Below are 14,323 nucleotides of genomic sequence, written 5' to 3'. Positions count from 1 at the left end.
GAGTCCAGATGCGATTTAATCCAGGCTGGCCAATGTCGTTGTTTGTGGCCCTCTTTCTGCCGCTGACGCTCGGTCTTGGCAGTTGGCAGCTTAACAGGGCTGCGGAAAAAAACCAGATCCTCGCTGATTATGTGCAAGATCAAGAGGGTGCAGTTCGGCCTTGGCAAGGTTTTGATCGACACGCGCCAGGTACTAAACTCGGGTTCTGTGTGGATGTCGGCGGTGAACACTGGTTTCTCGACAACCGCACACACGACGGACAAGTGGGTTATGAGGTCTTTTTGCCAGCGCAGCATTGTGATAGCGCTGCACCCGTTTTACTGAAGTTGGGGTTTATCGCTGCATCGGGGCCGCGCACCCAGTTGCCATTGTTGCAGCCCGAGCGTTGGCTGGGTCAGCAACAGATAGAGGGCGAGGTTCGCCCACGCCCACCGGAGCCCATGTTGACTGGCCCGGCTGAAGACATGGGGCTACAACGTTGGCGCGTGCAAAGCCTTGAGCGGACGCCAGAAGGAAGCTTTATCGAGCCAGCAACCTTGCTTGTTCAGGTAAAAACGCCGCAGGACTGGCAGTTAGTGGATGCTTGGCAGCCGGTGAATATGGCACCAGAGCGCCACCTAGGGTACGCCATTCAGTGGTTCGGTTTGGCCGTGGTATTGGTTATAGGTTTCTTGATTTGGGGCGTTCATCGCGCCGCTGATTTGCAACGAGGTAAACATGAATAGCGCTAACACCACACCGCAGGCGAAGGCCGGCTACAAAGCGTGGCAACTGTATATTGTTTTGCTGACGCCATTGGTGGTCATCTTGTCATCGACCTTGCTCTATTTCTCCGGTTGGGTTCAGCCAACGGATACAGTTAATCAGGGCGCTCTGATTCAGCCTCCGGTCGATATTGCCGACACCCAATTAGTAAAAGAAGACCGTTACTGGTGGTTGCTGACCAGCAGTTTGGAGGGGTGTGACGCAGCGTGCGAAGAGCAGTTGTTCTGGGTGCAACAGGTACATATTGCCTTGGGTAAAGAAAGTACGCGGGTGCGCCGCCACTTGCTGACGACAGAGCCCGTGGCCCTGCAGCAAGATTACCCTGGCCTGATAGAAAGCACTGGTAACTTAGCGCCATTAGCACAAGAAAACCCTGTGCAGTTATTTGTCGTAGACCCGCTGGGTAACGTCATGATGAAGTTCGATAGTGAACATCGCTACGAGCAGGTTCTGAAAGATCTGAAAACCCTCCTAAAGCGTTCATCTATAGGTTGATGCATTATGTTGAGTCGTCATTTGTCTCGTCCCGGTTATCGACTGGCCTTTGCGTCAGTGCTGTTTTGTTCTGTCGTCATTGCTTTAGGCGCGTTCACACGCTTGGTGGATGCCGGTCTTGGCTGCCCAGACTGGCCGCTGTGTTACGGCCATCTGTGGGCGCCCTTGGCGGAAGCTGATATTCAAGCGGCCAATGAGGCTTGGCCAGATTTTCCAGTCGACCATTCGATCACTTGGCCTGAAATGGTTCACCGTTATGTCGCCGCTATTCTTGGCTTTATGGTACTGGGTCTGTGGTGGATTACTTTTCGGAATCGTCACCTGCCAGGGCAGCCTATTAAGTTACCCATCCTTATTGGTCTGGTCATAGTATTGCAAGCGGCCTTTGGCGCCTGGACGGTAACCTTGAAGCTGTGGCCGCAAGTCGTCACGGCACATTTGTTGGGCGGGTTCACGACCTTCACCCTGCTCTGGTTGCTCACGTTGCGTTACTCGGGTTGGCAACCGCGCCAACTTATCCAGACTCGGGGCTTGAGTCTGCGTCTTGGTCTTATCGTTTTAGTCATGACGGTCATTCAAATCGCTCTTGGCGGTTGGGTGTCGTCGAACTATGCCGCATTGGCCTGCCCAGATTTTCCTACCTGTCAGGGGTATTGGGTCTATCCTTATGGCTATGATGTCGGGTTCGACTTCAATCAGCAGGTAGGGCCGAATTACTTAGGTGGGCAGTTGGACGTCGAAGGTCGAGCAGCTATTCACTACGTTCATCGGGTCGGTGCGTTGGTTTTAACGGTGTTGACGCTGCTGTTTGCCTGGCAGGCGTTGCGCGCCGGTTTACGCCGCTTGGCGGCAGTGATGGTGGGCTTACTGGCGGTGCAGATTGCTTTGGGCATTATCAACGTAGTGTATGCCATTCCCTTGTGGGCGGCCACAGCACATAATGGTGTGGCGGCGTTGTTCCTGTTGTCTGTAGTGACCCTGCTGTATCGAATTTACCGTGAGGTGTCCTATGGGAAATAGTATTGCGACCACTGACTGGCGCGCTTTGAGCGCTGATCTGTGGGAAATGTGCAAACCTAAAGTTGTGTTGCTGATGATCATTACTTCATTGGTCGGCATGGCTTTGGCGACACCCGGCTGGGTAGACCCCTGGGTATTGGTGTTTGGCAACCTCGGTATCGCGTTGGTTGCGGCCAGTGGCGCGGCGATCAACCATATTGTGGATGAACGTATTGATCAGAGGATGCAGCGTACCGAGCGTCGTCCGATAGCAACGGGACGGGTAACGCCCACTATGGGCGTTGCATTCGCTGCGGTACTGGCCTTGATTGGTAGCGTGCTCTTGGTGGTGTTCACTAACGTACTGACCATGTGGCTGACCTTGGCGGCATTGGTGGGTTATGCGTTTATTTATACCGGTTTCCTGAAGCGTGCCACGCCACAGAACATCGTGATCGGTGGTTTAGCCGGTGCCGCGCCGCCGTTATTGGGTTGGGTGGCCGTCACCGGACAGGTCGATCCGATGGCCTTGTTGTTGGTCTTGATCGTCTTTACTTGGACACCGCCCCACTTCTGGGCGCTAGCGATTCATCGCCGTGACGACTATGCGCGTGCTGAAGTACCGATGCTGCCCGTGACGCATGGTGTGGCCTACACTCAGCTGTTCATCATTCTCTATACGTTCCTATTGACCGTCGTGACCGCACTGCCTTTTTTGATCTTGGAAGCGGGCCGACTGTATCTGCTGGCAGCGATCTTATTGAATTTGCGTTTTCTGTACTGGGCGTTTCGTCTGCGTGAGGATGTGAAGCACGCCATGCCGACGTTTAAGTACTCCATCACCTATTTATTGTGGTTGTTTACCGCGTTGTTGGCAGATCATTATTTGACGATGTTTTTAGGCACTGCCAGCTGAGCCCTAACGGGTGCTGGCCAGTTGCCTGAGGGTGCGGCCTAGGTCGCTTGGTAGGGGCGATACCACTCGGAGAGCTTGGCGGTTAGGGCATCGGTGCCGGTGCCTTTGAGTGAGGAGAAGAGCTGTGCGCTGACGGTATCTGCCACTTCCTCAATGCTTTTACGCACTTCCAACAAGGCTTTTTGCTGCGCGCCACGCTTTAATTTGTCCGCTTTGGTCAGCAAGATGTGAACGGGAATATCGGCATCTACTGCCCATTGCAACATGGCTTGGTCGAATTCCTTGAAGGGGTGGCGTACATCCATCAGCAGCACCAAGCCAATGAGTGAAGTGCGCTTTTGTAAATACTCCTCGAGGTGCGCGTCCCAGGCTTTCTTCAGCGCCTTTTCAACACGGGCAAAACCGTAACCGGGCAGATCCACTAGGCGCAGGCCCGGAGAGCCAAAGTGGAAATAATTGATTTGTTGCGTGCGCCCCGGTGTTTTACTGGTGCGCGCCAGTTTGCGGCTTTGCGTCAAGGTGTTCAATGCACTGGATTTACCTGCATTGGATCGCCCGGCAAAGGCGATTTCCGCACCGGTATCGGGCGGACAGAATTTGAGGGAAGGCGCACTCAACATGAATTGCGCTTGATGAAAATTGATTAGCTCAGTCATAAGGGCCCGACTCAGGGTATGGTTAAAGAGTTATGATGCGGCAGTGTAGCAAAATCTTTCTTCTATTGTTGCTCAGCAGTGGGGTATTCGCCACAGAGTTTGCGCCCGGAGAGGTTGTGCAACGCTTTTGCGCCAGTTGCCATGCTCGCGGTATCGCGGGTGCGCCACGCAGCGGCGATGTGTCGGATTGGAGCGCGCGCTTGGCACAGCATAGTTTTGACGAGATTGCGGAGCGCGGTTGGCAAGGCTCACGCCGCATGCCCCCAAAAGGCTATTGTCAGCGTTGCAGTTATGACGATTTCGTGGCGGCATTGGAAGAGATGTTGCCGCAACAATTGCTCCCATAGGCGCGGATGGTTAAACTAACGCCCATCTCAGATTTATACCCCTACTTAATATTGGAAGGCACAATGAAAAAGACCATCACGGCAGCGCTCGCAGTGTTCGGGCTCGTTGCATTCGCACAAGCAGAGGGCGACGTCGCTCGCGGTGAAGCATTATCAGTAACCTGTTCAGCTTGCCACGGCACGGACGGTAACAGTGCCGACGCGGCCAACCCCAAGTTGGCTGGCCAAAATGCTCGCTACACCTTTGAGCAGTTACTGGCATTTCAAACAGGTGACCGTGTTAACGCGGTTATGTCGGGTTTCGCTGCTCCCTTGAGTGAGCAGGACATGTGGGACCTGGCGGCTTTTTACGAGGCGCAAACCGGTACCGTAGGTGAGGCAGATGCCGAATTGGTTGCGTTGGGTGAGCGTATTTACCGTGGTGGTATCGTGGAGTCTGGCGTTGCAGCCTGTATCGCTTGCCATGGACCGAACGGTAACGGTAATGCACCGGCCGGTTTCCCGCGCGTCAGTGGTCAGCATGCGGCTTACACCGCCGCGCAACTCTACGCTTTCCGTGAAGGTTACCGTGCCGCAGAACCCGCTGCTGATGCCCGTATGACTGATGGCGAGAGCATGATGATGCGCAGTGTGGCGTACAAAATGCGCGACTTCGAAATTGAAGCCGTGGCGGCCTATATCCAAGGACTGCATTGATCCCCAAGTTTAGGTTAAAGCAACTGTAAAAAGACGGCCTTGGCCGTCTTTTTTATGTCTAATAGCGGAACATAAAATGTTAGGCTGATTGCCAAACAACACAGGACATAACCATGTTACGACGTAGTATTGCTGTATTCAGTAGCCTTGTCGCGGGATTACTCCTGGCGGTAACCGTACAAGCCCAAGCGTTACAAGAAGGTACCCACTATCGGGTCATTGCCCAGCCCTTAAATGTCGCTATCCCTTCGGGCAAAGACGGCATCATTCAAGAATTTTTCTGGTACGGATGTATCCATTGTTTTAATTTAGAAACAGCGATTCAGCGCTTCAAAGCCGAGTTGCCTGATAACTTGGTCTTTGAGGAAGTTCCAGCGACCTTCAGCCCAGTACACGAGCTGCATGGGCGCGCGTTCTACACTTGGCAGTTCCTGAACATGCCGGAAGACACACACATGGCGATCTACAACGAAATATTCGTTAATCGGAATAACCTGCGGACGGAGCGTGATTTGGCGGCTTTCTTTGCTCGGCAAGGCGTTTCAGAAGATCGCTTTCAGCAAATGTTTAATTCGTTTTCCGTGCGTACCAAAACACGCGTAGCACAAAACATGACCGCGCAGGCGCAAGTGCGAGGCACGCCGTCTGTTTTGGTGAATGGCCGTTATCTGATTGAGAGTGGTTTGCCCGGCGTAAGAACCAACGAAGACATGCTGCGTATTGCTCAGCAATTGGCGCTACAGGTCGCCGCTCAATAAAGACGTTGCAATGGCACGTCAGTCTTTTTCGGAGGACGAAACCCCCTCGGGCTCAACAGTACGCTGTGACCCGATGCGGGGTTGATTAGACAAAACCAGCCGGTGGTATTAACCGGCTGGTTTAAGTTCAACCTAGCCCAATAACTCTAAGTCCCAGTCACCCAGCTCTTGACGTAACTTCTGGCGTTCCAAGTGATCTTCTACTGCACGACGTGCCGCTAATTTGCGGTGATTATTGTGGCGTTTGTTTTCATTGCTCTCTGATGCCTTGTGCAGACTATCATCTTCGATATTTGCCAACTCGATTTCAAACAAGTTCACTGACATACACGACTCCTTGATAAAGCAGCAGCAGGATCTTTAGATCTTGCCTTTTGTTATTTTTTTTCTGCCAACGCCTTTTTAAGGCTGCCCCATTTTAAAACATTGGCGATACAGGCACAAATTCTATGCTCAGTTTCTGACCAATAGATGACAATTAGGGCGCATTTTTAGGCATTAGCAGCGTCATGCTCTGGTTAAGCAAGTGCAGTGCCAATCAAGGGAGGGTTAGTGAAGGAGCAACGGCGACTGATCGGTGTCGTCGTTATGGTGTTGTAAGTAGGTATTCAGCGTCTCGCCTTTTAATGGTTCGACGTAAAAGGGCCCTTCGAGTGAGCAAATATCCAGCTCCGCCAATACTTCTGGGGTGGGTACGCTGACGATACCGGTGACGGCAATATGCCATTCCAGTTGTTGTGCCACACCGAGTAGAAGGTGTGTTTGCTGGTTGGTTCGGCGTGCTTGAAGCATCGCATAGCCGACACGCAAGGTGGTCAGTGGCAGACGACTGAGTTCATCCAGCGACAAGTTGGTGCAACCGAGGCACTCCATACTGATTTGAACGCCATGGTCGCGCAATAAGGCCAGCTGTTTGAGAATGGCTTCATAGCGGCTGGTGTCCAGATGGTGTGCCAACAGCGAAATTTCCACTCGGTGCGCAGCGCAACGGGCGTCTTTGATCGCCCGTAGGACGACGGAACTGAAGTGCTCTTGGCTGGCAGTCATACCGCTTACGGGAAACGACAATACCGGTGCAGTTGCATAAAGCGCAGGGACGGTAATGCTTTGCAGCGTACGTATGGCTTCACTCAGAAGTTGATGCAACAGTCGGTCTTCCAACTGACGCTCACGCGCTAACTGAAACAACGGTTCATCACGTTGCCATTGCCGGTCGTCACCTAGTACAGCGTGCGCACGGATGCCGTAGGGTAAACCCTGCGTGGGCTCAAACTGCGTTAAATACAGTAGCGGCGTCTGCAGGTTGGCCAGAATATCTTTAAGGTAACCAGCGATGGTGGCACGCTCAGCGTCGGTGTACTGTAGGGGCTGGCCTGCCAGCACCACTTGATTCCCGCCATTGATTTTTGCTTCTTGTAACGCACTGCGGGCGTCACTGAGGCACTGATGTACATTGTTCTGATCCAGCACCACCAAGCCGAGTGACGCGCTGGTCAACACCTCTGCGTGTTCGAGCATCAATGGCCGATGAATATCCTGTACGATTTGCATGGCGAGGTGTTTCAAACGTTCTGCGGTTTCATAATGCGAAAACAGCAAGGCAAACTCATCGCCGGTCAGTCTAGCCACCATAATGAGGGGGGCGCCATATTGATTTAGGCGAGCGGCGATGTGCTCCAGCATTTGGTCGCCGGTAGCGTGGCCGTGCGTGGTGTTGATGTGTTGAAAGCCATCAAGATTCAGCAGCCCGAGCGCCAGCTGCTCTGTTGGCAGACGGTCCATCCGCCGATAGTAGTCTAGGTGTTGATGAAAGTAATCGCGGTTCGGTAGCCCTGTTAAGGCGTCGAAATGGTCGAGCTTACGGGTAGTGGTGCTTTGCTGGAGGCTGAGATCACGACAGAAACACAGGTAATGCTCAACCTTGCTGCCGGCGTACACCGAGCGGATGCTCATAAACAATGGAAAAGCCGTGCCGTCGGCACGCTTCTCGAGTATGTCACCCTCCCAGTGGCCACGCTGTTGCAGACTGTCGCTGATGCGTTCAATCAGCTCACTGTGACTGCAATGTTGCCACGCGTGATTTATCCATTCCGCCGGGGAGCGCCGAATCATGTCAGAAAACGCGGGGTTCATGGCAGTAACACGGAAGTCCGTATCCAATACCAGTAGCGGGTCTCGGGTGCCATTAAACAGACTGGCGGCCAAGGTCAGTTCGCGTTCACGGGTCACCTCGTTGGTGATGTCGCGGCGTGTTCCCAATACCCGCCCCGGACGACGGCGGGCATCGTAGGAGATCGTGCGGCCAATGTCTTCCACCCAGCGCGGTTCCGCCGTGTTGGTTCGATAACGCAACACTAAGCGCGCCGAACGCCCCTTAAGGTGTTCCATGATGGCACGTCTTACTTGCGGGAAATCATCTGGGTGGACAAATTGTCGAAGGCTCAGTAGTTCGCCCTGGGAGCGTTGGCCAAAGGCGCCATCCGGACCATCAATGGTCAGCGTACGATGGTTGATGTCCCAGTCCCATACCGCCAAATGACTGGCATGCATGGCTAACTGCAGCTTTTGTTCACTCTGTTGTAGCGCACGCGTGTAGGCGTTATTCAGGCGCATTTCGGTGCTGAGTTGACGGTTGCTTTGTGCCAAGGCGAGAGTGCGATCATCGACCAAGCGCGCCATATCGGCGCGTCTTTGATGCAGTGAGTGCCGCAAGCGTCGTTGTTTGAGTGCTTGCTCGCGCGCGCCAAAATACTGATAAATGTTGATCAGCCAGGAAGTGCCGGCCAGCGCCGCCAGGCCAATGGTTAAAAACCAAGGAGGGCTAATTGGCGACCACCACCAAAGCACAGCAGCTGTACTGCAGCTTACGCCTAAGAGCAGCAAGCCGAGCGCTGTCATGGGCGCCCGACGCAGACGTAACAGTATGAAACGCAGCCAGCGAGGCTGACTTTGGTGGGCGACTGATAACGGTGAAAAGTGCATCTTCTTGTATATATATACAGCTAAGTTAGAATGCCGATGCATATCAGGAAAACGATAACGCCCTTAGCTGTCTCCAGTTCCTGCCATAAAGAATATATACCCCAGTGCGCTGCCATCGGACACCGTAACTTGTCTGAGGTTCCTGCCCTAAAGGTAGTCGTCAGTGCCGTAAAAAGCCATCTTTCGGAGGAATACATGTCCATTATTGACCGTTTGCACAGCCTCAATCCGCCGCAACGCGACGCGGTGAAGGCCGACGAGCAGCATTTGCTGGTCTTAGCGGGCGCGGGCAGCGGTAAGACCCGGGTTTTGACCCACCGTATTGGCTGGCTGTTAGAAACCGGGTTAGCGGCGCCTACCGGCGTGCTGGCGGTGACCTTTACCAACAAGGCGGCGCGCGAAATGCGTCATCGCTTGGAGACTTTGCTGGAGCAACCGGTACGCGATATGTGGATCGGTACCTTCCATGGCCTGGCCAACCGCTTGTTACGGCAACATCATCTCGAAGCACGCTTGCCGCGGGAGTTTCAAATCCTCGACAGCGACGATCAACTGCGCTTGATCAAACGCACGATGAGCGAGCTCGGCTTATTGGACAGCACCCTGGAACCCAAGCAAGTGCAGTGGTTTATCAATGAGCAAAAAGACGAAGGTAAGCGCGCCGAACACCTGGCCCCGCCACGGGACCCCTTTGCCCGCCATTGCCAAGCCGTTTATGCCGCCTACCAGCAGGCCTGTGATCGGGCTGGCGTAGTCGACTTTGCTGAATTGTTGCTGCGAGCGCACGAGTTGTGGCGTAATAACCCGGCCTTATTAACGCACTATCAGGCGCGTTTTCGCTATGTACTGGTCGACGAGTTTCAAGACATCAACACCATCCAATACGCGTGGATTCGTATCCTTTTAGGTACTACTGGGCACCTTACGGTGGTCGGCGACGACGACCAATCCATTTATGGCTGGCGTGGTGCTAAGGTTGAGACCATCCACCAGTTTCAAACCGACTTTCCCGCTGCGCGGCTGATCCGCTTGGAGCAAAATTATCGCTCGACCAAGACCATTCTGGCGGCGGCCAATGCGGTGATCGAACAGAATCAAGGCCGCCTCGGCAAAGAGCTGTGGTCCGACGGTGACGATGGCGAACCAATACAACTCTACGCGGCCTATAACGAGCAAGACGAAGCACGTTTTGTTGCCGAGCAGATCGAAACCTGGGTCGAGGAGGGTCAGTCGGCTGACGACGCTGCTATTCTCTACCGCTCCAACGCCCAGTCGCGGGTGATCGAAGAAGCCCTTTTGCGTGCCCGCATTCCGTATCGTATTTATGGCGGCATGCGCTTCTACGAGCGCCTAGAAATTCGCAATGCCTTGGCTTATTTGCGCCTGATCGCCAACCCGCTCGACGACACCGCCATGGAGCGTGTCATCAATGTGCCGCCACGCGGTGTGGGTGAAAAGTCACTCGAAAAGATCCGTCAACTGGCGCGTGAAGAAGGTTTTTCACTGTGGGAGGCGGCGCGTCAAAGCATTGAGTTGAAACTGGTCAGCAGCAAGGCGACAAACGCCCTGACCGCTTTTTTTGCTTTGCTGGAAGAGCTCCAAAGCAGTCGGAAACACCTTGAATTGGCTGAGTTGATGAGCACCCTGCTCGACATGACCGGCTTGGTGGACTACCACAAGCAGGAAAAAGGCGAGCGCGGTCAAGCGCGCGTCGAAAACTTACAGGAACTGGTAGGCGCCTTACGCAGCTTTGAAGTGGATGAAGAGCAAGACCCACTGACCGAATTCCTGGCGCAAGCCAGTTTGGACGCGGGAGAGTCGCAGGCTGATGAGCACGAATCGGCGGTTACCCTGATGACGCTGCATTCGGCCAAAGGCCTCGAATTTCCGGTGGTCTTTATGGTTGGCTTGGAAGAAGGTCTGTTTCCGCACAAGCGCTGCTTGGAGGACCCTGAACAGCTCGAAGAAGAGCGTCGCCTGTGCTACGTCGGTATCACCCGCGCGGAACAAAAGCTGTATCTGACCCACGCCGAAAGCCGCCGCCTCTACGGGCAGGACAATTTCAATCGTCTGTCGCGCTTTGTGCGGGAAATACCCGGCGACTTGATTGCCGAAGTGCGCTTGAACATGCAGGTGTCGCGCCCGGTCAGTTGGCAAGGCAGTGCGGTACAGGACCAGCCGGCGCCCATTCAGCTCGGTGCCTTGGTACGCCACCCTATTTTTGGCGATGGCGTGGTACTGAATTTCGAGGGCGTCGGACCTAATGCCACGGTGGCGGTCAACTTTGCTGACGAAGGCGTGAAGCAATTGGTGTATCAATTCGCCAAATTGGAAGTCATCGGCTAGTTTTTTTCTGTTCCCTGTAGTTGTGGCGGCGCAGTCGTTATACTATCGGCCCAAACACAATAACAACACTCTGGTCTAAGACTCACATGTACGACGACAGTTTTTCGCCCAACCCGCAAGGAGAGCTCATGCTCCGAGTGGTGCCAATGATTGGTGATGCAAATCCGAACGGCGATATTTCTGGTGGCTGGTTGGTCACTCAGATGGATACCGCTGCTTCACTGATGGCGAGTAAGATTGCTCGTGGTCGCGTCACCACCATGGCGATTGGCGACATGTCGTTTGTGCGTCCGGTGCGCGTGGGTTCGGTGGTGTGCTGCTACGCCATGTTGAAGCAAATTGGTCGCAGTTCGTTACGTGTTACCGTTGAAGTCTGGTGTCGTATGCCGGAAGAAGATCAGCGGCAAAAGGTAACGGAAGCAGAAATTACCTACGTCGCCATCGACGAGCAGCGCCGTATACGGCCGATTCCAGAGACCGCAAAGACTACCTGAAACAGACACTCTCATTCGATGCATTGAACTTGGAGATGTCTTTATGTTGCGTTCCTTTATCCGCAGCGCACTAGGGCCAGCTGCCGTTGTGCGTGCCTTCTTGGTTTGCGCGTCCGCCCTCTTGCCCCTCAACGTGGGTGCGCAAAATAACCCGCAACCGATCTTGCAGCTCAGCAGCGACGCCATGGATGTAGCAGAATCTACGGTACTGACCGGCAGCGCCGCCGACGAGCGCCGTGCTACGGTTGCCTTGACACGTGGCACGGTGCGTTGGCGCGTCAGTGCTGAGTCCGCAGGCTGTGAGCGCGACTTCGGAGCCCCACCAGATCATTCAGGCCTCGCCGCCTTTAATACCCCACATGAGTTGCAAGCCTGCAGTGACCGCTGGTTTGAAACGCGCGTTGTGTTGCCCGGCAATTACCACTTTACCCTCACCCAAGAGCGCGGCACCTATCGAGTTAGTATTGTGCGTGCCACCACGGCCGCCGCTGCGCCACCCCGCCGCCAGCCACCACCAGTGCAGTGTCCCGTATGGTCAGGCCACGCGGTGGCAATTCCAGTGGGTGATGCTTTTGCCGAGGGCCAATGGGTACGCGACTTCTACAGCGGGCAAAGGGCTCAAGTGAATCAAGGTCAGGTCTATATTACACCAGCGCCAGAGAGCCACGGCTTAGTGCTGCTGGAGGCTGCACGGGCACCCGCACAGACCAATACCTGGGAAAATGCCACCGTCTATATGATCATGACCGACCGTTTCTCCAACGGCGACCCGAGTAATGACTACCCATTGGGGCGGCGTCCAGATGGGGCGGACGAAATTGGCACCTTTCATGGTGGCGATATTGCTGGGGTGATACAGCATCTGGATTATTTGCAAGCATTGGGTGTCAGTGCGGTCTGGTTAACGCCCCTGGTGGAGCAGGTACATGGCTTTGTCGGCGGCGGTACCGGTGACTTCCCGTTCTATGGGTACCATGGCTACTGGGCGCTCGACTTCACCCGTTTAGATCCCAACTTTGGTACCGAAGAGGATCTACGAGCATTAGTCAGCGCGGCGCATGCACGTGGCATCAAGGTGATTCTCGATGTGGTACTCAATCATGTGGGTTACCCCACCTTGGCGGACCTGCAAATGCAGGGTATTGATGTGTTAAAACCGGGCGCAGCAACCCAGCTGCCACCGCGTTGGCACGATTGGACGCCCGGAGTGGGCGAGAATTGGCACAGTTACGGTGAGCTGATTGATTGGCAAAGCCCACAATGGGATGACTGGTGGGGACCTGAGTGGGTGCGTGCAGACCGCCCCGGCTACCGCCGCCCGGGATCGGGTGACTTGACCATGAACTTGGCCGGTTTACCGGATTTCCTGACCGAAGACACCACGCCGAAGCGCTTGCCTCCGCAATTAGCCGGTAAGGCCGATACCGGAGCCACCGAGCTGGCTGACGCAACCCTGATGGACTATTTGATCGACTGGCATGTGCGCTGGGTGCGCGAGTTTGGGGTCGATGGCTTTCGGGCCGATACCGTGAAGCACATCGAGCTGGAGCATTGGGTCGCCCTCAAGGAAGCCGCTACTGCAGCGCATCGGGCGTGGCACGATGAGAATCCGCAAAATCCCTTGCCGTATGAGCCCTTTTGGATGGTCGCCGAGGTTTGGGCACATGGTATGTTCAAAGATTATTACTTTGATTATGGCTTCGACGCCATCATCAACTTTGAATACCAGGAGCGCGGCGGGTTGCAGGCCGCGCAATGCCTACCCCTAGCGGAGCCGGTGTTCCGTGCTTATGCCGATGCCGTTCACAGCGACCCGGAATTTAACGGATTAACGTATTTGTCGAGCCACGATACGCGATTATTCTTTGCCCAATACGAAGACTTTGCGTTGCAAAAGGGTGCCGCTGCCGCCTTGCTGTTGTTGCCGGGTGCGGTGCAGATTTACTACGGGGATGAGGTCGGTCGTCCTCACGGTGCCTTTGGTTCTGACTTTCATCAGGGCACCCGCTCGCCCATGCTGTGGGAGCTGGACGAACAACGCGAAGCCTTGCTGGCGCACTGGCAGACGCTGGGACAGTTTCGGGCGCGCCACCCGGCCATCGGCGGAGGCGCGCATCAAAAGCTGTCGGAGCAGCCCTATGTGTTCAGTCGGCAAACCGATACTGACGCTGTTGTTGTGGCCTTTGTGGGTTATCCGCAGGCGCAATAATGACAATTTCTGATTTTAGCCCTAAGTGATTGATTACCCGTAGGAAGTTGTTGACGGTGTTCATCGCCGCGAGTATAGTACGCCCCGTTGCCGACATAGCTCAGTTGGTAGAGCAACTGACTTGTAATCAGTAGGTCCCGGGTTCGACTCCTGGTGTCGGCACCACAAACACCGCGTGCAGCGAAACATCGCTGGTCGCAATAAAAAACCGCCTTTATGGCGGTTTTTTTTCGCCTCAGGCACCTGACTGCTCCTCTATCTTGCACTTTCCTGACACTCCGTACACACTCCCGACTTTAATCTCGTACTATACTGGAGTGTAACGTGCAGTCTTTACTGGTGGATTTTTCCGGTTTATTTACCCCGCATCTGCGCCTGCTGTGTACCGCATTTATCGCCAGTCTGTTGGTGATTTACGGGCGCGACATCAATCGCGGCGTGCTGGGTCTTATGCGCCGTGCGCACTTTATTGTGCGCACCCTGGTCTTCGTCATCCTGTGCGCAGTGGGTTATGGGTTTGTTACCGTTCAAGGGGGCATATGGCTGACCGATTTAGTGAGTCGAATCGATCGATTGTTTCTCGGTATTATCATCACGTTGGCGTTTATTGGGGTGGGCATGCTCGCCGAGCGGCGCGCTACCTAAGTCTTTCGCTAGCCG

Annotated in this window: 14 protein-coding genes and 1 tRNA gene; 12 read left to right on the top strand and 3 right to left on the bottom strand. The window is 54.6% G+C overall.

Annotated features, from left to right (window positions below; all coding sequences use genetic code 11):
- Positions 1–8: 8 nt before the first annotated feature.
- The 4 genes from NFC81_RS15805 to cyoE are packed head-to-tail and all read left to right on the top strand — an operon-like array spanning position 9 to position 3,175.
- A complete protein-coding gene (locus NFC81_RS15805) occupies positions 9–725 on the top strand; it encodes an SURF1 family protein (RefSeq protein ID WP_304995445.1) in 717 nt (238 codons plus the stop codon).
- Complete coding sequence (locus tag NFC81_RS15800) at positions 718–1,260, top strand: hypothetical protein (protein WP_304995444.1); 543 nt, start codon at positions 718–720, stop codon at positions 1,258–1,260. The genes NFC81_RS15805 and NFC81_RS15800 overlap by 8 nt, the downstream gene beginning before the upstream one ends.
- A gap of 6 nt (positions 1,261–1,266) precedes the next feature.
- Complete coding sequence (locus tag NFC81_RS15795; RefSeq protein WP_304995443.1) at positions 1,267–2,280, top strand: COX15/CtaA family protein; 1,014 nt, start codon at positions 1,267–1,269, stop codon at positions 2,278–2,280.
- Entirely contained in the window at positions 2,270–3,175 is a 906-nt protein-coding gene (gene cyoE / locus NFC81_RS15790; RefSeq protein ID WP_304995442.1) for a heme o synthase, read from the top strand. The genes NFC81_RS15795 and cyoE overlap by 11 nt, the downstream gene beginning before the upstream one ends.
- Positions 3,176–3,213: 38 nt before the next feature.
- Here cyoE and yihA read toward each other — a convergent pair whose 3' ends face one another.
- A complete protein-coding gene (yihA, locus tag NFC81_RS15785) occupies positions 3,214–3,831 on the bottom strand; it encodes a ribosome biogenesis GTP-binding protein YihA/YsxC (protein ID WP_304995441.1) in 618 nt (205 codons plus the stop codon).
- Positions 3,832–3,863: 32 nt separating this feature from the next.
- Between yihA and NFC81_RS15780 the strand changes: the two genes are divergently transcribed.
- The 3 genes from NFC81_RS15780 to NFC81_RS15770 all read left to right on the top strand — a co-directional run bounded on the left by NFC81_RS15780 (position 3,864) and on the right by NFC81_RS15770 (position 5,632).
- Positions 3,864–4,178 (top strand): c-type cytochrome, encoded by a 315-nt coding sequence (locus NFC81_RS15780; RefSeq protein ID WP_304995440.1) that lies wholly within the window; start codon positions 3,864–3,866, stop codon positions 4,176–4,178.
- Between the two features lie 63 nt (positions 4,179–4,241).
- A complete protein-coding gene (locus NFC81_RS15775) occupies positions 4,242–4,874 on the top strand; it encodes a c-type cytochrome (protein WP_304995439.1) in 633 nt (210 codons plus the stop codon).
- Positions 4,875–4,987: 113 nt separating this feature from the next.
- Positions 4,988–5,632: a thiol:disulfide interchange protein DsbA/DsbL gene (locus NFC81_RS15770; RefSeq protein ID WP_304995438.1), complete on the top strand. Its 645-nt coding sequence runs from the start codon at positions 4,988–4,990 to the stop codon at positions 5,630–5,632.
- A 132-nt stretch (positions 5,633–5,764) separates the two neighbouring features.
- Here NFC81_RS15770 and NFC81_RS15765 read toward each other — a convergent pair whose 3' ends face one another.
- Together NFC81_RS15765 and NFC81_RS15760 are read right to left on the bottom strand one after the other, a co-directional pair.
- Positions 5,765–5,959: a PA3496 family putative envelope integrity protein gene (locus NFC81_RS15765; protein ID WP_304995437.1), complete on the bottom strand. Its 195-nt coding sequence runs from the start codon at positions 5,957–5,959 to the stop codon at positions 5,765–5,767.
- A 222-nt stretch (positions 5,960–6,181) separates the two neighbouring features.
- A complete protein-coding gene (locus NFC81_RS15760; RefSeq protein WP_304995436.1) occupies positions 6,182–8,530 on the bottom strand; it encodes a diguanylate cyclase domain-containing protein in 2,349 nt (782 codons plus the stop codon).
- Positions 8,531–8,809: 279 nt separating this feature from the next.
- Here NFC81_RS15760 and uvrD point away from each other — a divergent pair, with 279 nt between their 5' ends.
- From uvrD to NFC81_RS15735, 5 genes are all read left to right on the top strand, one after another.
- Positions 8,810–10,960 carry a DNA helicase II gene (gene uvrD, locus NFC81_RS15755; protein WP_304995435.1) on the top strand — a complete coding sequence of 717 codons (2,151 nt, stop codon included), beginning with the start codon at positions 8,810–8,812 and terminating at the stop codon, positions 10,958–10,960.
- 86 nt (positions 10,961–11,046) lie between these two features.
- Entirely contained in the window at positions 11,047–11,454 is a 408-nt protein-coding gene (locus NFC81_RS15750) for an acyl-CoA thioesterase (protein WP_304995434.1), read from the top strand.
- A 43-nt stretch (positions 11,455–11,497) separates the two neighbouring features.
- A complete protein-coding gene (locus NFC81_RS15745) occupies positions 11,498–13,663 on the top strand; it encodes an alpha-amylase (RefSeq protein ID WP_304995433.1) in 2,166 nt (721 codons plus the stop codon).
- Between the two features lie 89 nt (positions 13,664–13,752).
- A tRNA-Thr gene (locus tag NFC81_RS15740) sits at positions 13,753–13,828 on the top strand.
- A 159-nt stretch (positions 13,829–13,987) separates the two neighbouring features.
- Entirely contained in the window at positions 13,988–14,308 is a 321-nt protein-coding gene (locus tag NFC81_RS15735) for a DUF3392 family protein (protein WP_304995432.1), read from the top strand.
- Positions 14,309–14,323: the final 15 nt, after the last annotated feature.

The organism is Salinispirillum sp. LH 10-3-1, from assembly GCF_030643825.1.
Classification (GTDB): Bacteria; Pseudomonadota; Gammaproteobacteria; order Pseudomonadales; family Natronospirillaceae; genus Salinispirillum.
Note: the sequence above shows the minus strand (reverse complement) of the source record. Positions and strands in the feature narration are given on the sequence as shown.